Genomic DNA, 20829 nt, shown 5'->3' on the forward strand with positions numbered 1-20829 from the left:
CGAAACAAGCAGGTGTCGGGCGCGATCGTCGCAATGCCCGGAACCGGGAGAAGAACAGTCGGGAGCAGCAGCCGTCAGACGGCGGGCTTGTCGTCGCGCTCGCCCGCGCCCTTGCTGCCCCAGTCCTTCATGCCGCCCTTGTCGGCGTCACCCCACTTGCCGTCCTTGCCGTCCTGGCCGCCCTTGTCGCCCCACTTACCGTCCTTGCCGTCCTGGCCGTCTTTGTCGCCCCACTTGCCGTCTTTGCCATCCTGGCCGTCTTTGTCACCCCACTTGCCGTCCTTGTCGCCCTTGTCGTCCCACTTGTCGCCCTTGTCGCCCCACTTACCGTCCTTGTCGCCCCACTTGCCACCGTTGTGGTGGTGACGGTCGTTGAACCACGGACGGCCGTGGCCACGGTCGCGGTCGAACCAGCGCCAGTCGCGGTCCCAGCTGACCTCGAGCGCGTAGCGGCGGTGGAACCCGAAGCCGACCCGCTCGCAGTCGTAGTCGTCCCAGCGGTCGAAGCGCTCGCCGATCCGGCCGGCGAGGTCGCAGGCGCGGTAGCTGTTGTAGTAGCCGACGACGCGGTCGCGCCGGTCGGCCTGGCTGGACGCCCCGGCCTTCGACGCCCCCGCGTCGGTCGACGTGGCCGCCATGGCCGGGCCCGCGCCCATGGTGACGCCGGCGAGCAGGCCGAGGCCGGTGACCGTGAGCATCCGGGAAATACGGTTCATTTCACACCTTCTCTTGACAAACGCTATGCCGAGAGAAGAACACCACGACCACGGAAGGTAACGGGATGATTTCTAAGCGTGTACCCCATTCGTGAACCAAACTTGGCAGAACAGTTGATAGACCCCTAATCCGGGTGGGCAAGAGGTGCCTGACCGGCCTCCAGGCTCACCGGAAACTGGCTGTCCGCAGCGACCGTCGGGCCCTGCTCGTCCAGCTGATTCACGGTCGGCGGGCGCAACTTGTGGACCCGACTCGTCCGGCTGACTCACGGCCAGCGGGCGCAACTGTGGACCCGACTCATCCGGCTGATTCACGGCCGGCGGGCGCAACTGTGGACCCGACTCATCCGGCTGACTCACAGCCGGCGGGCGCAGCTATGGACCCAGCTCGTCCGGATAGTTCACGGTCGGCGGGCGCAACTGCGGACCCAGCTCGTCCGGCTGACTCACGGCCGACGGGCGCAACTGCGGACCCAGCTCGTCCGGCTGACTCACGGCTGGCGGGCGCAGCTGTGGACGCCTACTCGTCCGGCAGAGCCAGATAGGCGGGACGCAGGACGTCGACGAGCGGACGACCCCCCTCGGCCAGCGGCGGCGGATCGACCTGGTCGAGGATCGCGTCCGGCCTGGTCACGGCACCCGGACGGCCACCGACGGGTGCCACCGACGGCACCGCCGCACCCCAGAACTCCGCGACCTCCCCGAGATCCTCACCGAGCTCATCCGCGAATTCGCCCGAAGCCGAGGAGACACCCGCGCCCGAGGAGACGCTCGCGCCCGAAGCCGAGGACGCGTCAACGCTCGAGGCCGCGCCCGACTCCGGGACGCGGCCCGAAGCCGCTGCGCGACCGGAAGCGGGCCGGCCGGCCGAACCCCCCGGTCGCGTGGGGAAGCCGGACGACGCCGCGTCGACGGCCAGCTCGCTCCGCAGCTCGCGCAGGTGGGTGAGCAGCTCGTCGCGCCCCCGCCCGCGCCAGGCGAAGGCGCCGAACGGATCTTCCTGGAAGCTGCGCGCCAGCGCATAACAGGTCGCGGCCAGATGGACGCACGGCATCGGCCACCGCTCGCAGCTGCAGTCCATCGCCACCTCGTCCAGCGACAACGGCACCAGGCTCAACCCGGCCGCCGCGAACACGTCACCGATCCCGGCCGGCATCCGCCCGTCGAGGAGCTGGGCGGTGAACCGGGCCTCGCCCGCCAGCGTGGCCGACACCGCCGCCCACTCGGAGGCACCGAACGCCCGCACCGCGATCCGCGACCGGAACGCCCGCGGATCGTCGGGGCCGCGCACCTGGGCCACGACCAGGCTGGACGAGATGGTCAGGCTGCGCACGTGCCCGGCCCGCTCGTCACGCCGCCCGCGCGCGAACGTCGGCCCCATCCGCAACGACTCGAAGGTGCCCAGAAAGGCGACCGGCAGCTCAGTCAACGACGGCCTCCGGGGACAGCGGGGATCGCAGCTCAGTCAACGACGGCCTCCGGGGCGAGCGTGAGCAGGTCGCGCAGTTCGGTCGTGGACAGCCCGGTCAGCCAGCCCTCACCGTTGCCGACCACGCGCGCGGCCAGCACACCCTTGTCGGCCAGCAGCCGGTCGATGCGTTCCTCGAGCGTGCCCAGGCAGACCAGCGTGTGCACGGTGACGTCGCGCTGCTGTCCGATGCGGAACGCGCGGTCGGTCGCCTGTTCCTCGGTGGCCGGGTTCCACCAGCGGTCGACGTGGACGACGTGGTTGGCCGCGGTGAGGTTGAGACCGGTGCCGCCGGCCTTGAGCGACAGCACGAAGATGCCGGGGCGCGGGTCGGTCTGGAAGTCGTGGACCATCGCGTCTCGCGCCGTGCGGGCGACGCCGCCGTGCAGGTAGCGCACCGGAACTCCGAAGCGGGCGGCCAGGTGCGGCGTCAGCATCGCCCCGAACTTGGCGAACTGGGTGAAGCAGAGCACGCTCTCGCCCTGGGCCAGCGCGCCGTCGAGGATCTCTTCGAGGCGTTCCAGTTTGCCCGAGCGGCCGGGCAGCGGCGAGTTGTCGCCGAGCAGCAGCGCCGGGTGCACGCAGGCCTGTTTGAGCTTGGTCATCCCGGCCAGCACGATGCCCTTGTTCCACCGCTGGGTGCTCTCGTCGAGCTTGGTGGTCATGTCGTCGAGGATCGCCCGGTAGAGGGTGCTCTGCTCGCCGGTGAGCCCGCACAGATGGCGGACGTGCTGCTTGTCGGGCAGGTCGTCGATCACGATCGGGTCGGACTTGACCCGGCGCAGCAGGAACGGGCGGGTGGCCTGGCGCAGGCGGCCGGCCGCGTCTTCGTCGGCGTAGCGCTCGATCGGCACGGCGAACCGGGCCCGGAACGTGTGGGCCGAGGCGAGCACGCCCGGGTTGAGGTAGTCGAGGATCGACCAGAGCTCGGCCAGCCGATTTTCCACCGGCGTGCCGGTGAGCGCGATCCGCATGCGGGCCGGGAACCGCCGGACCGCTTTGGCCGCCGAACCCGCGCTGTTCTTGACGTGTTGCGCCTCGTCGAGCACGACGCGATCCCACGCGACCTCGGCGAGCTGGTCGGCATCGCGGACGGCGGTCGCATAGGTGGTCAGAATCAGGTCGGCCGGGGTCAGCACCCGCTCGGTGCCGTGGAGGACCGAGACCGTCAGCGACGGCGCGAACCGGGCGATCTCCCGCTGCCAGTTGCCCAGCAGCGACAGCGGGCAGATCAGCAGCGCCGGCCCCGACCGCTGGTGCAGCAGCAGCGCCAGCAGTTGCACGGTCTTGCCGAGGCCCATGTCGTCGGCCAGACACGCCCCGATGCCGAGCCGGTCGAGGAAGGCCAGCCAGGAGAAACCCCTTCGCTGGTACGCCCTCAGCTCCCCCTCGAACGCAGCCGGGACCTCGAGCAGTTCGAGCCGATGCTCCAGCGACCCGGACAGCAGATCGGCCGCCCAGCCCTCGCCGCTGGTGACAGTGACCGGCAGCGGCAGTTCCTCGGGCGGCAGCAGTTTGATCGTGCTCAACGCGCGGCCGACCGACATGGTGCCACCGCCACGGGCGAGGAACCGGAGGCCGGCGTCGAGGCGTTCGGCGTCGAGGTAGACCCAGCGGCCCCGCATGCGTACGAGCGGGACCTTGGCCTTCGACAGGTCGGTCAGTTCCTCGGTGGTCAGCATGCGCCCGCCCAGGGCCAGGCCCCAGTCGTAGTCGACCATGTGGGCCAGGTCGGCCGCCTGATCGCGCAGCACGGTGGGCACGGTGTCGCGGGGACGCAGGTTGAGTCCGAGCCCGAGGCCCGGCCGGTCACGCCACCAGGCCGGCAGCAGCACGCCGTAGCCGGCTTCCTCGAGCGTGGCCGCATGGGTGAGGAAGCGGTGCGCCTCCTCGGTGTCGAGCACCATGTCGACCGGGCGGGGCACGTGCAGCGCCGCCTCGAGGTCGGGATAGAGCCGGGCGGCGCGGCCCAGCGCACCGAGCAGCCGATCCTGCGGGTGGCGGGTCCAGCGGCGCAGCGGGGCGTAGCTGTCGCGCCAGATGTCGGCCGCGGTGACCAGGGCGCTCGGCTCGTCGACGGCCTGCAGCAGGAACTCGAGCTGCCAGGCGTCCGGAGTCTCGGGGGCGGCCGGATCGAGAACGGCCGTCGGCTCGAGATCGCGCAGGTGGGTGAGCCGGAAGCAGAGCCGCACGGCGGCGCCGCTGAGCGCGCTGTGGTGCCAGCGGTCGAGACGGTCGGCCAGCTCGTCGACCAGTCCGGAACCGGCCGTGAAGGCGGGCTCGCCGGTGAGCGCGGCCAGCCAGCCGTCGCCCAGGCTCACCCCGGCCTCGGCCAGCCGGGTGCGCACCAGGCCGTCGATCAGGCATTCGAGGGCGGCGGCCAGGGCATCTTCGGCCGGCAGCCCGGCCACATCACCGGGGCGGGCCCGCTCGGCCCGGGCCGCGGCGGGCAGACGGCGCAGCAGGTCGTCCCGGCGGGTGGCGTCGAACCCGGTGAGCACGGGCCGCCAGCGCGCGGTCGGGCCGTGCGGGTGAACGGCGGGCAGCACCCGGCCCCGGCGCACCAGGTCGGCCGCGAACTCGCACAGCTCGAGCAGCCACTCGGCCGACCGCCCGAGCCGCCCGTCGAACTCGCCCACCACCTCGTCGTCGAGGAACGGCACGGTCACCGCGGGCACCGGCCAGGCCCGCAGTCTGGGCGTGCCGCGCCGGGGCGGAAGCCCGAGCTGTGGCGACGGCAGCGGCCCGGCGCTGGTCGACGGCAGCACGAGCGTGGCCGGCGGCCGCGACTCCCCCACCGGCAGCCGCGAGACTTCCAGCGCGAACGGATGCGCGGCCCGCGGCGTGGAGGAGGGGCCGCCGTCAGGAAAAGAGCTCTCACCCCACAGGTTGATCGAGCCGTCACGCCCGACGAACCCGTGCAGCACCCGCACACCGGCCGGCACCAGGTCGGCCGGCGAGACCGGGGACGTCATCGCAGCTCCCAGACGATCAGCGGCGGCCGCACCCGGGCGCACACCGGATCGCCCACACCGTCGGTGAGCCCGAGCGAGCCGGTCAGCACCCCGGCCCCTTCGTGGGCGCCGCGCAGCAGAGCGGTGGGCACGTCACCGAACATCAGCTTGGCCCGCCGGAACATCTGGAAATCCGACCCATGGACGTTGCCCCAGCTCAGATAGAGGAACCGGGCCCCCGGCCGGCCGTGCACCCAGGGGCCGCCGACGTCGAGCAGTTCGTCGACCTCGCGCGAGGTGATCTCGAACGCCCAGGAGGCCGACGGCGCCCACGCCGGAACGCGGTCGACCACATCGCGCTGCCGCTGGACCCCGACATGCACGTTGGCCAGGCGCAACGCGTCGGCCCGGCCACCCACCTGGGCGGCCGGCAGGTCGCTCCCCTCGATCCGGATCTGCACGGGGGAAACCCTAGCCCGAGGGTCCGACAGAATCTCTCAGCGCGCGTTGTCCCGGATCCAGGCGTCGGTCAGGCCACCGAAGTGGGCCAGGAACTTCTCGTGCTCGTGCACCGGGTAGGTGGCCCGGACCGTCTCCCGGAGCAGCGAGCGGTATTCGTCGGAGGAGACCCAGTCGTAGACGATCTGGTCGACGTGGCCGAGGTAGCGGTCGCAGAAATCCGCGTACCGGTCGGCCTCGAAGTAGTCGTCGGCGAGCTTGCGGTAACCGGCGAGCTTTTCCTCGTACGAAAGGGAAGGGTTGTCACCGATAGCGAAATAGGCCGACGTGTCGGTGTCGAGACGCGGCTTGCGACCGGTCACCACGCAGTAGACCGTCCAGCGCAGCAGCGCCGCCATCGCCCACGGGAAGTAGTAGTGCAGCGAGGTGATCGCGACGTCGGGACACGCGTTGGCGTAGTCGATCGGGTGCACGTCGTCGCCCTTGACCAGCGACTCGCACGAGTTGAACTCCCACCGGAAGAACGCGTTGACCAGCCGCGAGATGGTGACCACCTCGTCGCCCTGAGAGGCGTTGAGGAAGTCGTGCGAGACCTCGTAGCGGGAGTGCATGGGCTGCTCGGGGCGGAACTTCATGACCATCGTCTCGGGACCGATGGTGAGCGAACGGGCGAAGACGTCGTAGTCCTCGACCGCGGCCTGCAGGTGCATGAGCCGCTCGCCCGAGGCGTCGTAGGCGGCGTGCAGCTCCTCCGGGTTACGGATCTTGGAGACGCCGACCCAGGCCCCGCCGTCGTACGGCTTCATGAACATCGGATAGCCGACCTGCGCGGCCGTCGCGTCCAGGTCGAACGCCTGGTTGTAACGGGCCGAGGTGTACGCGTACCGGCTGTTGTCCAGGGGATTCTTGTACGGCACGAGCACCGTCTCGGGCACCTTGAGACCGAGCCGCATCATCGCGCAGTAGGCCGCGTGCTTCTCCATCGACTGGAACGTGAACGGGCTGTTGAGCAGGTAGACGTCGTCCATCAGCGCGATCTTCTTGAGCCACTCGCGCGGGTGGTAGTACCAGTAGGCGAGACGGTCGATGACCAGCTCGTGGCGGGGCTTGTCGCGCAGGTTGAACGGCTCGATGGTGACCCGCACGGACGAGGTGCGGTGGCTCTTGCCGTCCGGCCCGGTCACCACCCCGAGGCGGCGCAGCAGGGCCTCGTAGGCCCGGGGCCAGTCGTCTTCCGTTCCCAGTAGAAGTCCGATGGTGTGCTCGACGTCCGCCACGGTGCCTCCCCTATTTCACGGGCCAAACTCGTCTCAACAGCGACGTGAGGTGCGGGTCGAGGGCGTCGCGCCACGCCGGCCAGTCGTGACCGCCCTCGATCTGCGCGAAGGTGACCGGGTATCCCTGCCCGCGCAGCGCCTCGGCCATGCTCCGGTTGTTGGCCAGGTTCTCCTCGAGACTGCCGCAGGTCATCGTCGTCGGCACGGCGGGACCGCGCCCGGATCGCAGCACCCGCCCGGTCCAGCGGACGATCGGCAGATAACGCCCGAACCCCGATTCCTGCCGGTCGAAGCGCGGCTGGAAGAAGCTGCCGGACTGCAGGAACAGGCCGGCGAAGAGCTCCGGATACTGCCGCTGGCCGTGCAGCAGGGAGAGCGCGCCCAGGCTGGCCCCGATCGCCACCACCGGCTGCCCGTGCGCGAGCCGCTCGATGATCCGGGGCAGAACTTCCAGACCCAGACCTTTCCCGTACGCCGGGAGCGCCGCGTACCACTGCATCCGATCGCCCGCGGGCAGGAGTACGACGTGGCAGGGCTCGATCCGACCGGCGGTGATCGATGCGGCGACGTAGCGGCCCAGGTCGGCGTGCTTGTCGTAGTCGGGCCCGTCGTGGGCGACGAGCACGCGCCCGGTGGCCTCGGCCGGTGACCAGACGCGGGCCGTCAGCTCGGTGCGCAACGCCTTGACCGGCAGCTCGAGCGTGGACCAGGAGCCGGCCGCGGCCGGAAGGGACCACCAGTCCGGGTCACGCCGCAGGATGGCGGCCCTGCGCTCCATGACCGAACATTAGCCGTCCCGCCGCGGGCGCGCCCGGCATCTCACGAGGCGGAATCAGGGGGTGTAGGTCTGGCTCGGCGACGACGCCGGGGGCAGCCCGAACATCTCGGCCAGGCCGGTCACCCGAAGCTGCCGGTGCACGAACTCGCTCGGGTTGCGCAGGATGAACCGGGTGCCCACCTCGCGGGCCGAGTTGTAGCCCGTGACCAGGGTGCCGATGCCCTGCGAGTCCATGAAGACGACGTAGGTCAGGTCGACGATCAGGGTCAGCGGGCGCTCGCGGTGGATCGTGCCGAGCAACGTCTCGCGCAGGGCGCCCACGGTGGCGGCGTCGAGACTGCCGCGCACGTCGACGACGATCGCACCGTCGGCCTGACGCCGCGTCGTCATCACCGCCTCGCCCACCGGCGAACCTCCGAACCTGACTGATCCTGCACGCCACCGTACCTCTGCTTTCGCTCCCTTCGCAGGCTGCCGCCTGTTTCAGGTACCACAGCGGACACCGGGTGCGTACGTCCGGGCATGTCCGACTGCGCGGATCTCGCTCAGCGGTTGCGGAGTGACGATCCGTATGCCCAAAGTCACATAGGCGCAAGCCGATGTTGAAGGGGGGAACCCATGGCAACGACTTCGGGACGATCCGGCATCTTCGCGGTACGCGACGTCCGGTCTCTCATCACCGAGACGGCCGAGGAGGGGCACGGGCTCAAGAAGGCGGTCGGCGCGACGCAGCTGACCGCGATGGGTGTCGGCGCGATCATCGGCACCGGCATCTTCGTCGTCATCGGCGAGGGGGCGGGCATCGCCGGGCCCGCGGTGATCCTGGCCTTCGTCCTGGCCGCGGTCTCCTGCACGTTCTCGGCGCTGTCCTACGCGGAGCTGGCGTCGTCGATCCCGGTCTCCGGCAGCGCGTACACCTACACGTACGCGACCCTGGGCGAGGTGGTCGCCTGGATCATCGGCTGGGACCTGATCCTCGAGTACGGCGTCTCGGTCGCGGCCATCGCGGTCGGCTGGGGCGGCAACCTGAACGCGTTCCTCGACGCGGCCTTCGGGTTCGCGCTGCCGGACGCGATCGCCAAGTCCCCCGAGGACGGCGGCATCTTCAACCTGCCCGCCGTGTTCGTGGTCCTGGCCATCACGTTCCTGCTGATCCGGGGCGTCACCGAGAGCGCCCGGGTCAACCTGGTGATGGTCGTCATCAAGCTCGTGGTGCTGCTGTTCTTCATCGTCGTCGCGTTCGCGAACTTCGGCACCGGCAACTTCCAGCCGTTCGCCCCCGAGGGCGTGGACGGGGTGACCGCGGCGGCGGCGGTGATCTTCTTCGCCTACATCGGGTTCGACGCGGTCTCGACCGGCAGCGAGGAGGCCCGCAACCCGGCCAAGGACCTGCCCATCGCCATCATCGGCTCGTTGCTGATCTGCACACTCTTCTACGTGCTGACCGCGGTCGGCGCGCTCGGCATCGCCTCGCCGGAACAGCTCGAGGGCAGCGACGCCCCGCTGGCGGCCGCGCTCGACCAGGGCGCCGGAATCAGCTGGGCGGCCGCGATCCTGGCCCTCGGCGCGGTCGTCGCGATCACCAGCGTGGTGCTGGTCATCATGTACGGCCAGACCCGCATCTTCTTCGCCATGTGCCGCGACGGCCTGCTCCCGCAGCGGCTGGCCAAGGTCAACCAGCGCTACGGCACGCCGGCCCGGCTCACCATCATCCTCGGCGTGCTGATCGCGATCCTGGCCGCGCTGGTGCCGCTGAGCGAGATCGTCAAGCTGGTCAACATCGGCACGCTGTTCGCGTTCGTGCTGGTCAACATCGGTGTGATCATCCTGCGCCGGACCCGGCCGGACATGCCGCGGCCCTACCGGGTGCCGTGGTCGCCGGTGCTGCCGATCATCGGCATCGCGTTCGCCGTCTATCTGATGACCGACCTGCCCTGGGACACCTGGGTCCGGTTCGTGGTGTGGCTCGCGATCGGCATCATCATCTACTGGCTGTACGGCTACAAGAACTCCCGCCTGCGCCGCGAGGCCGGCTCCACGGCCACCCCGGGCTGGGCCCGCGACAACGAACCGAACCGGCGCGAGGACGGTGACCAGCCATGACCGGGCCGGTGATCGCCGGGGTGGACGGCGGACCCACCTCGCCCGACGCGCTGGCCCTGGGGCGCTGGTTCGCCGAGACGTACGGCGTCCCGCTGATCGCCGCGGTCGTGCACCCGGCACCGGCCGCGCTCGGGTCGGGACGGGTCGACGCCGAGTGGGTGGCCGACCGGCACCGCGCGGCCGAGCGGGTGCTCGACGCGGCCCGCAAGGAGCTGGAGGGCGTACGGGAAGAGGTTGATTATCGCCTGGTCGGGTCGTCGTCGGCCGCGCACGGCCTGCACGATCTGGCCGAGCAGACCGGCGCCTCGATGATCGTGGTCGGCTCGGGCCGGGCGGCGCCCAAGGACCGGCTGATGGCCGGCAGCACGGCCGAACGCCTGCTGGCCGGCAGCCGCTGCCCGATCGCGGTGGCCCCGGCCGGACCGCTGGCCGCGCCGGGTGACCGCAAGCGGATCGGCGTGGCCTACGTGGACACGCCGGACGGCCGGGCCGCGCTGGACATCGCGTCCGACGTGGCCCGCCGCACCGGCGACAAACTGCGGCTCTACACGGTGGTGGCCGAGGGGGACGCCACCCTGCCGTTCCTGATCGGCGACGACGTCGAGCGGGCCTTCCTCGAGACGGCCCGCGAGACGTACGAGTCGTCGCTGAACCGGGCCGCCGGATCGATCGCCGGCGTGGAGGCCGACTGGGAGGTGCTGGCCGGCAACGTGGTCGACGAGCTGGCCGACCTGACCGACGTGGACGTGCTGTTCTGCGGCTCACGCGGCTACGGCCCGGCCCGGCGGGTACTGCTCGGCGGCGTGTCGACCAAGCTCGTCCGGCGGGCGTGCCGGCCCCTGGTGGTGGTGCCCCGCAGCGGTTAGTCGGCGCGGTGCCGGCCGCCGACCTGCTCGACCTCGACCTCGGCCGAGGTCGGCTCGTCGGCGGCCCGCTGGTCCCACGGTGAGATCGAGGGCCGGGGCATCACGTCGCCGAACTCCTGAATCGGCACGTAGACCCGGGCGTCGACCGCCTCGGCCAGCAGCAGCGCGGCGACCATGGCGGTCGGCCGGTCCTCCGGATCACGGCTGAGGCAACGCGACACGAGATCCTCGACCTCGGACGGCAGGCCGTCCAGCTCGGGCAGCGGATCGGGGTCGCGGTAGCGCTGGGCGTAGACCAGCTCGGTCGGCGTCTCGGCCCGCCACGGCAGGTGGCCGCTGATGCACTGGTGCAGCAGGGTTCCGAGCGCGAACATGTCGCTGGCCGGGGTGGGCGGGAGCCCCTCGAACAGCTCCGGCGCGACGTAGGCCGGCGTGCCCATCACCGGCAGGTCCGGGTCGAGTTCGGGCGCGCCCGGCGACGACGCGATGCCGAAGTCGAGCACCTTGGCGCCGACCGGGGTCAGCATGACGTTGGCCGGTTTGATGTCACGGTGCACGACCTGATCGGCGTGCGCGGCGGCCAGTGCCGACGCGACCTCGGCGCAGATCCGTACGCCGATCCGCCAGTCGATCGGCCCGGCGGCCAGATGGGCGCTGAGCGTCTGCCCCTCGACCAGCTCCATCACGATGTACGGGACGTCGCGGCCGGCCGGCTCGGTGCGGGACGTACCGAAGTCGTGCACCTCGGCGACGTTCGGGTGGGTCAGGCGCGCCGCCGAGCGGGCCTCCGCCCGTACGAGATCGACCCCGGACACGTCGCCGAACGTCCCCTCGACGGAAGGTCCCATGATCTTGACGGCCACCGCCCGGTCGAGCACGCGATCGTGACCGTGCCACACCTCCGACATGCCGCCGACACCGATGCGACGTACGAGCTGATAACGCCCGCCCAACGTCCGCATGCCCCGACCTCCCAGCGCTCAGTTCGGTTGGCGGTACCCGTCGATCACCGGAGGGAAACGCTGTACCCGGTCACTGTACGGAGATACAGTCCCAGGCGTGACGCGCTACGGACCGATGTTCGGCCCCGACTACACGTTCCTCGGAGTGCCCGCCTGCGACTGGGAGGAGCCCTCCACGTACGCGGAAGCCGACGTCGTGATTCTCGGCGCGCCCTTCGACGGGGGCACATCGCACCGGCCCGGCGCGCGGTTCGGCCCCCAGGTCCTCCGCGGCACCGACTACCTGCCCCACGACGGTTCGCGGCCGCACATGGCGATGCGGGTCGACGCGCTCAGCGGCGATCTGACCGTGGTCGACGCGGGCGACCTCGAAGTGTTCAGCGGCGAGATCCAGCGCAGCTGCGACACGATCGAGGACGCGGTCGCCTTCGTGGCGTCGCACGGCGCGATCCCGCTCATCCTCGGCGGCGACCACACCATCACCTGGCCCGACGTCGCGGGCGTGGCGCGGCACCACGGCGCCGGGCGGATCTCGGTCATCCACTTCGACGCGCACGCCGACACCGGGGACATCGAATTCGGTTCCCTGTACGGGCACGGCCAGCCCATGCGTCGACTGATCGAGTCGGGGGCCGTACGGGGAGACAGGTTTCTGCAGTTGGGTCTGCGCGGCTACTGGCCCGGTCCGGAGACCCTCGACTGGATGGCCGACCAGGGGATGAACTCGTTCCACATGAGCGAGATCGTCGACCGCGGCCTCGACACCGTGCTCGACCAGGCGTTCGAGATCGCGCTCGACGACTGCGACGGCGTCTTCCTGTCGGTCGACATCGACGTCTGCGACCCCGGCCACGCCCCCGGCACCGGCACCCCCGAGCCGGGCGGGTTCACCGCGCGGCAACTGCTCGACAGTGTCTCGCGCATCTGCCACGAACTACCCGTAGTAGGCATGGACATCGTCGAGGTGGCACCCCCGTTCGACCACGCCGACATCACCGCGATGCTCGGCAACCGGGTCGTGCTGGAAGCCCTCTCGGGTCTGGCCCGGCGCCGCAAAGACGCAGGTGGACCGCGGTGGAACCGGGCCACCCCGCTGCTCTCCGGGCGGGGCTCGCAGCCCGGTCTGGACGCTCGCTTCACGCCGCCGTCGCTGGCCGGGCCGGACCACCGGCACTCACTGCCGCCCGCGGAGTCGTGACAGACAGTCGCGGTTGCGCACTTGTTCCGGCCTGACCAGCCACGCAGCATTCCCCCATGTCCCCCGACACCATCACCCTGTCGCCCTACCAGCGGATCGCGGCCGAGCTCAGACATCAGATCTTCACCGGCAGCCTCGGCGTCGGCGCCAAGCTGCCGTCCGAGCACACCCTGGCCGGCGAGCACCACGTCGCCCGCACCACCGTCCAGTCCGCCCTGCGCGTCCTGCGCACCGAAGGTCTGATCTCGTCCCGCAAGGGCGCCGGCAACTTCGTCACCGGCCTGGCCGTGATCGACGCCCAGCGCTGCCCGGCCCGCATCGAACTCGACCGCCAGCAGGTCGGCTGGCTGAGCCGTCTGCCCCGGCCCGCCCACGGGCTCGACCGGGTGCTGCACTGCGAACTCGAACACCCGCACGAGGGCGCGCACGCCGGCCTCGGCCAGCACGCGGCCGGAACCGGCTGGTGGGTGCAGTGGACGCTGTCCGCCTCCGAGATCAACGCCCTGCAGAACTGCCTGGCCGTCCGTACGCCGGGCATCTCGGACGACAACAACTGCCTGCTGTTCCGCGAGCACCCCGGCCGCCACCTGTACGGCAGTGACTACAGCTGAAGTGCTTTCGTGTAACGGTGGCACGGGACCAGGATCCCGTTGGTCGTCTCGTACTCGAACGGCCCGGCGTCACTCCAGCCCTGACGCTCGTAGAAGCGGCGCGCCCGCGCGTTGCCCGGCACCACGGCCAGCCACGCGATCGGGTGGCCGCCCGCACGCACCCGTTGTTCCGCCGCGTCCAGCAGGGCACGTGCCACCCCGCCGCCACGGAACGCCCCGTCCACGTAGACCTGCTCGACCTCGTCTGCCACGACCATCACGAATCCGGCCACGACGCCACCAGCCACGGCCACGGTCGTGTCGGGGGCCCGGGTCGACGCGCGGGTGAGAAACGTTTCCGCCGTACGGGCGGCGACCAGTTCCGCCGGCACGTGACCCAGGTGGCCGTCGCGCCAGCCCGCAGCCCAGATCCGCCCGACAGCTTCCATGTCGTCATCGAGGGCCGGCCGAAGCTGGACCTTCATCCCGTCGCTCGGCCGGCCGGCCGGGGACGAGGTGTTCCGGTGGCCGGTCAGCCGGCCCAGGGCGTTCGCGAGCAGACCGGCGGCCCCGGCGTGGTCGACGGCGGGATCGCCGAGCACAACCGGCAGTGCAAGCCCGTCGATCAGCGCGAGCACCTGCCGGGCCACGTCGAGCGGCGGAGCGTCGATGACGAAGACATTTTCCCGTACGCCGTGCTCGATCTCGCCGGCCAGCAGCTCACGCCATCGCGAGTAGTCAGCAAGCACCTCGCCCCGCAACTCCGCGTCCCGCAGCGCCCACCGCCACGACTCGACCCAGATGCGCCACGACGCATCGCCACCCACCGCGCCGGTCAGATGCGACGCGATCAGCACCAGCCGCCGCCAGGGATCGTCCTCGCCGCCCAGCAGGGCCGCGACCTCGGCGAAGTCAGCCTCGGCGGCGTGCCGGAACACCGCGATGAGCATCTCTTCACGGCTGCCGAAGTAGTACTGCAGCGTAGACACCCCGACGCCGGTAGCCGCCGTCACGTCAGAGAAGCGGGTCGCGTCGGCGCCACGCTCGGCCACCACGGCACAGGCAGCGGCCAGCACATCCTCGCGCCTGCGCGGCGCCCGCTGCCCCTCCCGCACCGCGCATGTCTATCACGGCCGCCCCGTCACGACCGGTCCCGCGCAGGTCATGCTCGAGCGCCCGCTCGGCCGCACCTCGCGCCCGCATACCGCCTACCGCACCCGCGACCCGACTCGTCCAACGCCCACGCCTCGACGCCCGCCGCGCAGCCCGACTCGCCCACCACCCGCACGTCGACGCCCCGGCCACGCAGGCCCGGCCCGTCCACCGACCACGCGTCGTCGACCACCGCCCGCAGCAGGATTCGTCGCCCGTCAGCGGCCCGGTTCGCGGGTCGTCGCAAGTCGCCCTCGCCCGATTTATCCGCGACCCCGCCCGCGATCGCAGTCCGCAATCCGTCACGGCGTCGCACGCTCTGTGATCGGGCAGCACGCACGGTGATCGGGCACCACGGGTGTTCCCATTGGCGCGCGGAGCGGTTTTATTTGACGACGCAACAGAAGCGCGCGCATTAACCGCGCATTAAGTGCACCCTCGGCGCCGACAGATTTCCGGCCGCCCGAAGCTGACCGATTGTTGCCGGGAGATTACGCCGGGAATACGCGACAGAAATCACGCGAGCGGCCTCGGCGGCACGGACCGCCCCCATTCGGTCGCGAGCGAGCATACAGGCACGCACCGCCCACGCGCTGGCCGGGCGGCCACCTGTGGACAACTCAGCCCACCGCCGGCGGCGTGACAGGCTGTCTGTGGACGAAGCGCCATGATCAGCTTGACGCCACGTACGGTGGCGGCGGCCCCCAGGGCAGGGCGGGCCGAGCACCGCGCGAAACAAAGAACGCACGGCAGGCCGACAGCGGGGAGCGCAGCACACAGTGGATCGCCTGGTCGAGCAAGCCTGCGAGCTCATCGCGATCCCGTCCACGGCCGACCGCCCCGACCAGCTGGCAAGGGCCCTCGACTACGTGCTCAAGCAGGTCAGAGGCGATTTCGCCGTACGCCGGTTCGAGTCGAACGGCAAACCCAGCGCCCTCCTCCACCCGCCCGGCGCCGACGAGTTCCGGGTCATTCTCAACGCCCACCTCGACGTCGTCCCGGGCGCGCCCGAACAGTTCGTGCCGCGCGTCGAGGGTGACCGTCTCTACGGGCGCGGCGCCCACGACATGAAGGTCGCCGCCCTGGTCATGGCCGACGTGTTCGCCGAGCTGGCGCCGCACACCGGCACCATCGCCCTGCAACTGGTCACCGACGAGGAGGTGGGCGGCGAGGACGGCACGGCCCATCAGCTCGCTCAGGGTGTGCGGGGCGGCTTCGTCGTCATCGGGGAGCAGAGCGGGCTGCGGATCGTCACCGAGTCGCGCGGGCTGGCTCACGTGCGGATCACCGCGCGCGGGCGGGCGGCCCACGCCGCGTACCCCTGGCTCGGGGAGAACGCCCTGCTCACGGTGACCGAGGCGGTGGGCCGACTGCTGCACCGCTATCCGATCCCGGACAGCGAGGTGTGGCGGACGACCGTGAACGTCGCCCGCTTCGACACCTCCAACCGGGCCGTGAACCAGGTGCCGGACGAGGCGAGCGCGTGGCTCGACATCCGCTTTCCGGCCGAGGACACCGACTTCGCCGGCCGCACGAAAGAGCAGGTCGCGGCCCACCTGCAACACATCACCGGAATACAAGACGTCACCGTCGAGGCGCTCGGCCACCCGCATCACGCCGACCCGGAGAGCCTCGAGGTCGGAGTGTTGCGGGCGGCCGCGCGCGACGAGGGCTACACGGGTGACCTGCTGGCCAAGCACGGCGCCGCCGACGGCCGCCACTACACAGCGGTAGGCGTCGACGCGGTCATCTTCGGCCCCGGCGGCAACGGCCAGCACGCGGCCGACGAGTACGCCGACCTGACAACCTTGACCCCGTACCGGAACGCTCTCAGTTCCTTCCTGCAAGCCCTAACGACTGCAGAAAGCCCAACCCCGGACTAGCAAGCCCTAGCCTCACCCACCGCATCCACCACAGCGAGCTCAACCCACCACGTTAAGTCCGGGGAGGCGGCACAGCTCAACCCACCACGTTAAGTCCGGGGAGGCGGCTCAGTTGGCCATCAACAACCAGCGGACGCGGCGGACCAATTCGGCCGGGTTGAACGGCTTGACCAGGTAGTCGTCGGCGCCCACGGTCATGCCGAGGTCGATGTCGACCTGGCGGGAGTGGCCGCTCATCATCAGCACCGGGATGGCCGCCGTGTCGGCCGACGAGTGCAGCTCGTAGCAGACGCTGAGGCCGTCCAGGCCGGGCATCGAGATGTCCAGGACCAGCATGTCGGGCTGCTCGGTGACCACCATGCGCAGCGCCGAGGCGCCGTTGTCGGCCGTGATCACGCGGTAGCCGGCGGCGACCAGCTTGGTGGTGACCATGTCGACCATGTCCGGGTCGTCGTCGACGACCAGGATCGTGGGCTCGGCGAGCTCGGTGACCCAGTCCGCGACCGGCGCCGGGTGGCTGACCTGCGGCGCGATGAACTCGGGAACCACGGATACCGCTGCTCCGACCATTGATCTCTCCCCTTGACCCTCGGTTGGTTTTCGTCGAGCGGAGGCACCATCGGCGCCTGGGGAGAAGCTGGGAGAAGTTCGCGGGGTGCAGGCCGGTTGCAAGGGGAGACAAAGAAAATGGCGGAGCCTCTCCTTGTGGGAGGGACCCCGCCACCGACGGTGCGGCCGTTTTTCCGCGCGCACCTGGCGTCGGTTCTCAAGCTAGGGGGCGGCATCGATCACCGGGCATCCGCCCCCGCCGATCGTGATCGCGCGCACACCCGGAACTACCTGCGGTAACTCGTCAGATCAGTTCTGTGCGCAGGTCGTGTGCGCCGTCCGGCCGGGTGGCCTCGTAGTACACGCGTCGTTCCCCGTCGGGCAGCTCGACAAGGCTCAGGTAGCGCAGGCCGTGGGGCGGATGAGGGCTGCCCAGCGGCTCGCCCTCGGAGGCGGTCAGCGGGCCGAAGCTGCCGTCGTCGAGGCGCTTGCCGCGGGCCACACCGGTCCGTTCCTCCCAGTTCTCGCCGGCCGTCGCGCGCCCGTCGTAGGCCACGGTGATCTCGTCGCCGTCGACCGAGACCGACGACACCCGTACACCGCGGGCGTCCCATTCCCCCGTACGACCGGCCAGCGCCGTGCCCCGCCACGTCCAGTGCACGCCGTCGGGGCTGGTCGCGTACTCGGTCGTCATCCGGTCGGCGTCGTCCCAGCTCTCCAGCGGGTGCACCGAGGCCCACAGATGCCACCCGTACGCGTCGTGGTGCAGCACCGGATCCTTCACGCCGGCCGTCTCGTCACCGGCCAGTACGACCCGCGGGGTGGCCGTGGCCAGGCCCTCCGGGGTGTCCGCCTCGAGCAGTTCGACCCGCCAGTGCTTGGTGCCGGGCGTCGCGGCGCTCACGTAGAGCCGCCACCGCCCGTCCGGCGTGTGCACCAGGGCGGGCCGTTCCAGCGACTCGGCGCCGAACCTGTCCTTGGTCACCTCGGTCACGGTCTCGAAGTTCACCCCGTCGGCCGAGCGGGCCACCACGTTGCTGATCCCCCGGCCCTCGCCGATCGGGAGCCGCACCCGGTAGGCCAGGTAGACGTGACCCTCCGCGACGATCGAGCTGGGCGCGCCGGACCAGGCCCCCGGTTCGTCACTGGGCGGCTCGACCACGACGACGGCGTCGTCCCAGCGGGGCAGGGGCAGGGTCGTGAATCCCGTGGACAAATCGGCTCCAATACCTATGAGTACTCATGCGACGGCGTGTCGGTCGACCGCGAGCCAGTCCTCGTAGGACTCGCCGGTCACCTGGGACAACAGGGCTATGTCGTCAACGAACAAGGGCAGCAGTGCGGCTCTCTCCTCGGGCGTGGTGACCGGCCGGGTTCCATGCTTGCGGTGCAGCAGGGTCAGCAGCGGCCCGCGGGCGGCCAGGCGCAGCGGCACCGGGAAGCGATGCCCGAACGTACCTCCCGTACGCAGGAGAAGGCGCAGAACCCGGTTCAGATCGTTGTCCTCGACCACGTGCCGGTTCACGTTCTCGCGTGGCACGGCGGTCAGCACGCCGGTGCGGACGCCGAGGAACGCGCAGACCCGGTCGAGCGTCGCCGCGGGCTGGTCCTTGAGCTCCTTGTAGCGCAGCAGCAGCACCTGCTCGCGCGGGAAGTGCTCGAAGAGGTGGCGCACCTGCTCGCCGTACTTCCCGAGGCCGGTGTAGTGCCAGAACGCGGCCCAGCCGGCGGCGACCCGGGCGGGCTCGGCCCGGCAGGCGGTCAGGAAGTCGGCCTCGGGCTCGAGCCCAGCGTTCCACAGATGGGTCCAGTTGGAGTGGGCCCGGTCGACCGGGTCACGCAGCAGAACGACGAGCCGGGCCGAGGGCACCAGCGACTTGATCCGCTCGTGGGCGCCGAGGTCGTGCAGATAGAACGGGGTGGCCTCGCCGCGCAGCGTGCCGGCCGGGGCCGGGTCGAACAGCGCCTCGTAGTCGGATTGCCGCCACACGTGCTCCTGGTAGGTCTGCACGTCGCCGGGACCGCCGCGGGCCGGGGGCGGGCCGTCGGAGAGGAAGAACTTGGGCTCCTTGACGGTCGGCAGGAACAGCTCGGGGTGGCCCACCAGCGCGGCGTGCAGCGCGGTCGTGCCGGCCTTCGGCACACCGGCGATCAGGAAGTCGGGAAGTGCCATGGAAGTCCCTCCTGTCGTGCGGAGACATCGCGGAGCTGCGATTACTCGCTCGAAGTGAGACTTAGCCTACAGATCAGGTAGGTTTTCGCGACCCCGGGCTCAGCAGCCGGCGCCACCACGACGCGCGGCGGAACCGCGGGCACATCTCAGGCCCGCACAGACCGCACTCGGTGCCCGGCCGGTAATGCTCGTGGGCGCCAATGGCATGCCCGCAGACACACGTTGCTTCATCAGCGTTCATCGTCTCACCAACGGTAAGGCGGCCCGGAGGCTACGGGGGCTCGGCGGATTACCGCCCGGAGTCGATACATACCCAGCTCAGAGCCGTGCGACCCATCGATGGACCGGCAACCGGTTTGCAACCGTTTCAGCACGCAGAGTGATGTCCGCATTCGGTGACCCAATTCACTGCGTGTAATCCGGCATACCTGACTCGCCCGATTAGCCCATCTAAACCAGCCTATGGCGGACTTGTCACCTTCATGGGTGACGCGCCATCCAGCCACCGATATGTCCATAACCTGCGGTAACGATGTGACGAAAATCTGCCGCAGTTGCCCGTGTGAATACACCGCGGTCATCCGGTTGGCGACAATGATCCACCCAGCCGCCCCTACGCTGTCTTTTCGGTCAGTTGACGCTTGGTAGCGACTTGCTACGTTGGTCGACAGAAGCGAACGCCCTACGCTTCTTGCCGTTGGATATACCGACCGAACCGCAATGCCGCCCCGGGAAGGGACCGACATGGAGTTTTCGACGCCCGCCGCGAACACGTGGGGTGACGGAGGTACGTCACCGAAAGTAAGCGTGGTGATTCCGACCCTCAACGAGGAGCGCAATCTCCCGCACGTGTTCGCCAAGCTGCCGGCGAACATCGACGAGGTCGTCCTGGTCGACGGCGGCTCGAAGGACCGGACCGTCGAGGTCGCCCGTGAGCTGCGCCCCGACGTCGTCGTGGTGCACCAGACCCGTACCGGCAAGGGCAATGCTCTGGCTTGTGGCTTCGCCGCCTGCACCGGCGACATCATCGTGATGATCGACGCCGACGGCTCGACCGACCCGGCCGAGATCCCGCTGTTCGTGCAGAAGCTGACCGACGGCGCCGACTTCGTGAAGGGCAGCCGGTTCAACCACGGCGGTCACAGCCACGACATCACCAAGCTCCGCAAGCTCGGCAACGACGGGCTCAACCTGGTCGTGAACGTGCTGTTCGGCACCAAGTTCACCGACCTCTGCTACGGCTACAACGCGTTCTGGGCGACCGTCGTGCCGGTGCTCGACCTCCCCGACGTGCGGCTGCCGAAGAAGACCGACGGCACCAAGCACTGGGGCGACGGCTTCGAGATCGAGACGATGATCAACATCCGGGCCGCGGTCGACGGGATGAAGGTCGGCGAGGTCGGCAGCATCGAGCACCGCCGCATCCACGGCGAGACCAACCTCAACACGTTCCGCGACGGCTTCCGCGTGCTCCGCACGATCTTCAGCGAGTACGGCCGCATGCGCCGCCAGAAGCGTTCCGGCGTGCAGCGTCCGGGTGGCGTGATCGTGCACCAGCAGCCGGGCCGCCGCACCCACGGCGTGCCGAGCACCCCCGCGCCGGCCCCCGCCGAGCGCCCGCGTGACGAGGTCGGCGCCGCGAGCACCGACATCAACCGGCTGGGCTGACTCCCCCGAGACCCGTCCCCACCCCTCGCTCCA

General features: G+C 70.4%; 18 protein-coding genes. 6 read left to right on the top strand and 12 right to left on the bottom strand.

The annotated features are described in order from the left end of the window. Positions 1-74 precede the first annotated feature (74 nt). From KOI35_RS37585 to KOI35_RS37615, 7 genes are all read right to left on the bottom strand, one after another. On the bottom strand, positions 75-716 hold the full coding sequence (locus KOI35_RS37585) for a hypothetical protein (protein WP_215793614.1): 642 nt from the start codon (positions 714-716) through the stop codon (positions 75-77). A 520-nt stretch (positions 717-1236) separates the two neighbouring features. Further along, the gene (locus KOI35_RS37590) at positions 1237-2145 is read right to left on the bottom strand and encodes an SWIM zinc finger family protein (protein WP_246614429.1); all 909 of its coding nucleotides are present in this window, start codon (positions 2143-2145) and stop codon (positions 1237-1239) included. 32 nt (positions 2146-2177) lie between these two features. Then, on the bottom strand, positions 2178-5159 hold the full coding sequence (locus KOI35_RS37595) for a DEAD/DEAH box helicase (protein ID WP_215793616.1): 2982 nt from the start codon (positions 5157-5159) through the stop codon (positions 2178-2180). Beyond that, a complete protein-coding gene (locus tag KOI35_RS37600; protein ID WP_215793618.1) occupies positions 5156-5599 on the bottom strand; it encodes a DUF5990 family protein in 444 nt (147 codons plus the stop codon). The genes KOI35_RS37595 and KOI35_RS37600 overlap by 4 nt, the downstream gene beginning before the upstream one ends. 36 nt (positions 5600-5635) lie before the next feature. Beyond that, complete coding sequence (locus tag KOI35_RS37605; RefSeq protein ID WP_215793621.1) at positions 5636-6874, bottom strand: ATP-grasp domain-containing protein; 1239 nt, start codon at positions 6872-6874, stop codon at positions 5636-5638. 10 nt (positions 6875-6884) lie between these two features. Continuing rightward, the gene (locus tag KOI35_RS37610; protein ID WP_215793623.1) at positions 6885-7652 is read right to left on the bottom strand and encodes an alpha/beta hydrolase; all 768 of its coding nucleotides are present in this window, start codon (positions 7650-7652) and stop codon (positions 6885-6887) included. Positions 7653-7706: 54 nt separating this feature from the next. Continuing rightward, positions 7707-8042, bottom strand: coding sequence for an STAS domain-containing protein (locus tag KOI35_RS37615; RefSeq protein ID WP_246614430.1), 336 nt, complete (start codon positions 8040-8042; stop codon positions 7707-7709). 228 nt (positions 8043-8270) lie between these two features. Between KOI35_RS37615 and KOI35_RS37620 the strand changes: the two genes are divergently transcribed. Both KOI35_RS37620 and KOI35_RS37625 read left to right on the top strand, forming a co-directional pair. After that, positions 8271-9755, top strand: a complete 1485-nt coding sequence (locus KOI35_RS37620; RefSeq protein ID WP_215793627.1) for an amino acid permease — start codon at positions 8271-8273, stop codon at positions 9753-9755. Beyond that, the gene (locus tag KOI35_RS37625; RefSeq protein ID WP_215793629.1) at positions 9752-10621 is read left to right on the top strand and encodes a universal stress protein; all 870 of its coding nucleotides are present in this window, start codon (positions 9752-9754) and stop codon (positions 10619-10621) included. The genes KOI35_RS37620 and KOI35_RS37625 overlap by 4 nt, the downstream gene beginning before the upstream one ends. Here KOI35_RS37625 and KOI35_RS37630 read toward each other — a convergent pair. After that, a complete protein-coding gene (locus tag KOI35_RS37630; RefSeq protein WP_215793631.1) occupies positions 10618-11583 on the bottom strand; it encodes a serine/threonine-protein kinase in 966 nt (321 codons plus the stop codon). The two genes, KOI35_RS37625 and KOI35_RS37630, sit on opposite strands and share 4 nt — an antisense overlap. Before the next feature lie 97 nt (positions 11584-11680). Here KOI35_RS37630 and speB point away from each other — a divergent pair, with 97 nt between their 5' ends. Together speB and KOI35_RS37640 are read left to right on the top strand one after the other, a co-directional pair. After that, complete coding sequence (speB, locus tag KOI35_RS37635) at positions 11681-12781, top strand: agmatinase (protein ID WP_215793633.1); 1101 nt, start codon at positions 11681-11683, stop codon at positions 12779-12781. Positions 12782-12837: 56 nt separating this feature from the next. Beyond that, positions 12838-13392 (top strand): winged helix-turn-helix domain-containing protein, encoded by a 555-nt coding sequence (locus KOI35_RS37640; RefSeq protein ID WP_215793635.1) that lies wholly within the window; start codon positions 12838-12840, stop codon positions 13390-13392. On the opposite strand, the gene KOI35_RS47985 is transcribed toward KOI35_RS37640, so the two are convergent. Then, positions 13383-14486 (bottom strand): GNAT family N-acetyltransferase, encoded by a 1104-nt coding sequence (locus tag KOI35_RS47985; protein ID WP_308121328.1) that lies wholly within the window; start codon positions 14484-14486, stop codon positions 13383-13385. The two genes, KOI35_RS37640 and KOI35_RS47985, sit on opposite strands and share 10 nt — an antisense overlap. 816 nt (positions 14487-15302) lie before the next feature. On the opposite strand from KOI35_RS47985, the gene KOI35_RS37655 reads away from it, so the two are divergent. After that, positions 15303-16406, top strand: a complete 1104-nt coding sequence (locus KOI35_RS37655; protein ID WP_215793637.1) for a M20 family metallopeptidase — start codon at positions 15303-15305, stop codon at positions 16404-16406. Positions 16407-16514: 108 nt separating this feature from the next. On the opposite strand, the gene KOI35_RS37660 is transcribed toward KOI35_RS37655, so the two are convergent. The 3 genes from KOI35_RS37660 to KOI35_RS37670 all read right to left on the bottom strand — a co-directional run bounded on the left by KOI35_RS37660 (position 16515) and on the right by KOI35_RS37670 (position 19128). Next, on the bottom strand, positions 16515-16976 hold the full coding sequence (locus KOI35_RS37660) for a response regulator transcription factor (RefSeq protein ID WP_215793639.1): 462 nt from the start codon (positions 16974-16976) through the stop codon (positions 16515-16517). Between the two features lie 283 nt (positions 16977-17259). Next, positions 17260-18171: a glycoside hydrolase family protein gene (locus KOI35_RS37665; RefSeq protein ID WP_215793641.1), complete on the bottom strand. Its 912-nt coding sequence runs from the start codon at positions 18169-18171 to the stop codon at positions 17260-17262. Between the two features lie 24 nt (positions 18172-18195). Then, positions 18196-19128: a sulfotransferase family protein gene (locus KOI35_RS37670; RefSeq protein ID WP_215793643.1), complete on the bottom strand. Its 933-nt coding sequence runs from the start codon at positions 19126-19128 to the stop codon at positions 18196-18198. 744 nt (positions 19129-19872) lie between these two features. On the opposite strand from KOI35_RS37670, the gene KOI35_RS37675 reads away from it, so the two are divergent. Beyond that, positions 19873-20796, top strand: coding sequence for a glycosyltransferase family 2 protein (locus KOI35_RS37675; protein WP_215793646.1), 924 nt, complete (start codon positions 19873-19875; stop codon positions 20794-20796). Positions 20797-20829: the final 33 nt, after the last annotated feature.

The sequence above is a fragment of the Paractinoplanes bogorensis genome, from assembly GCF_018829635.1.
In the GTDB taxonomy this organism is placed as follows: Bacteria; Actinomycetota; Actinomycetes; order Mycobacteriales; family Micromonosporaceae; genus Actinoplanes; species Actinoplanes bogorensis.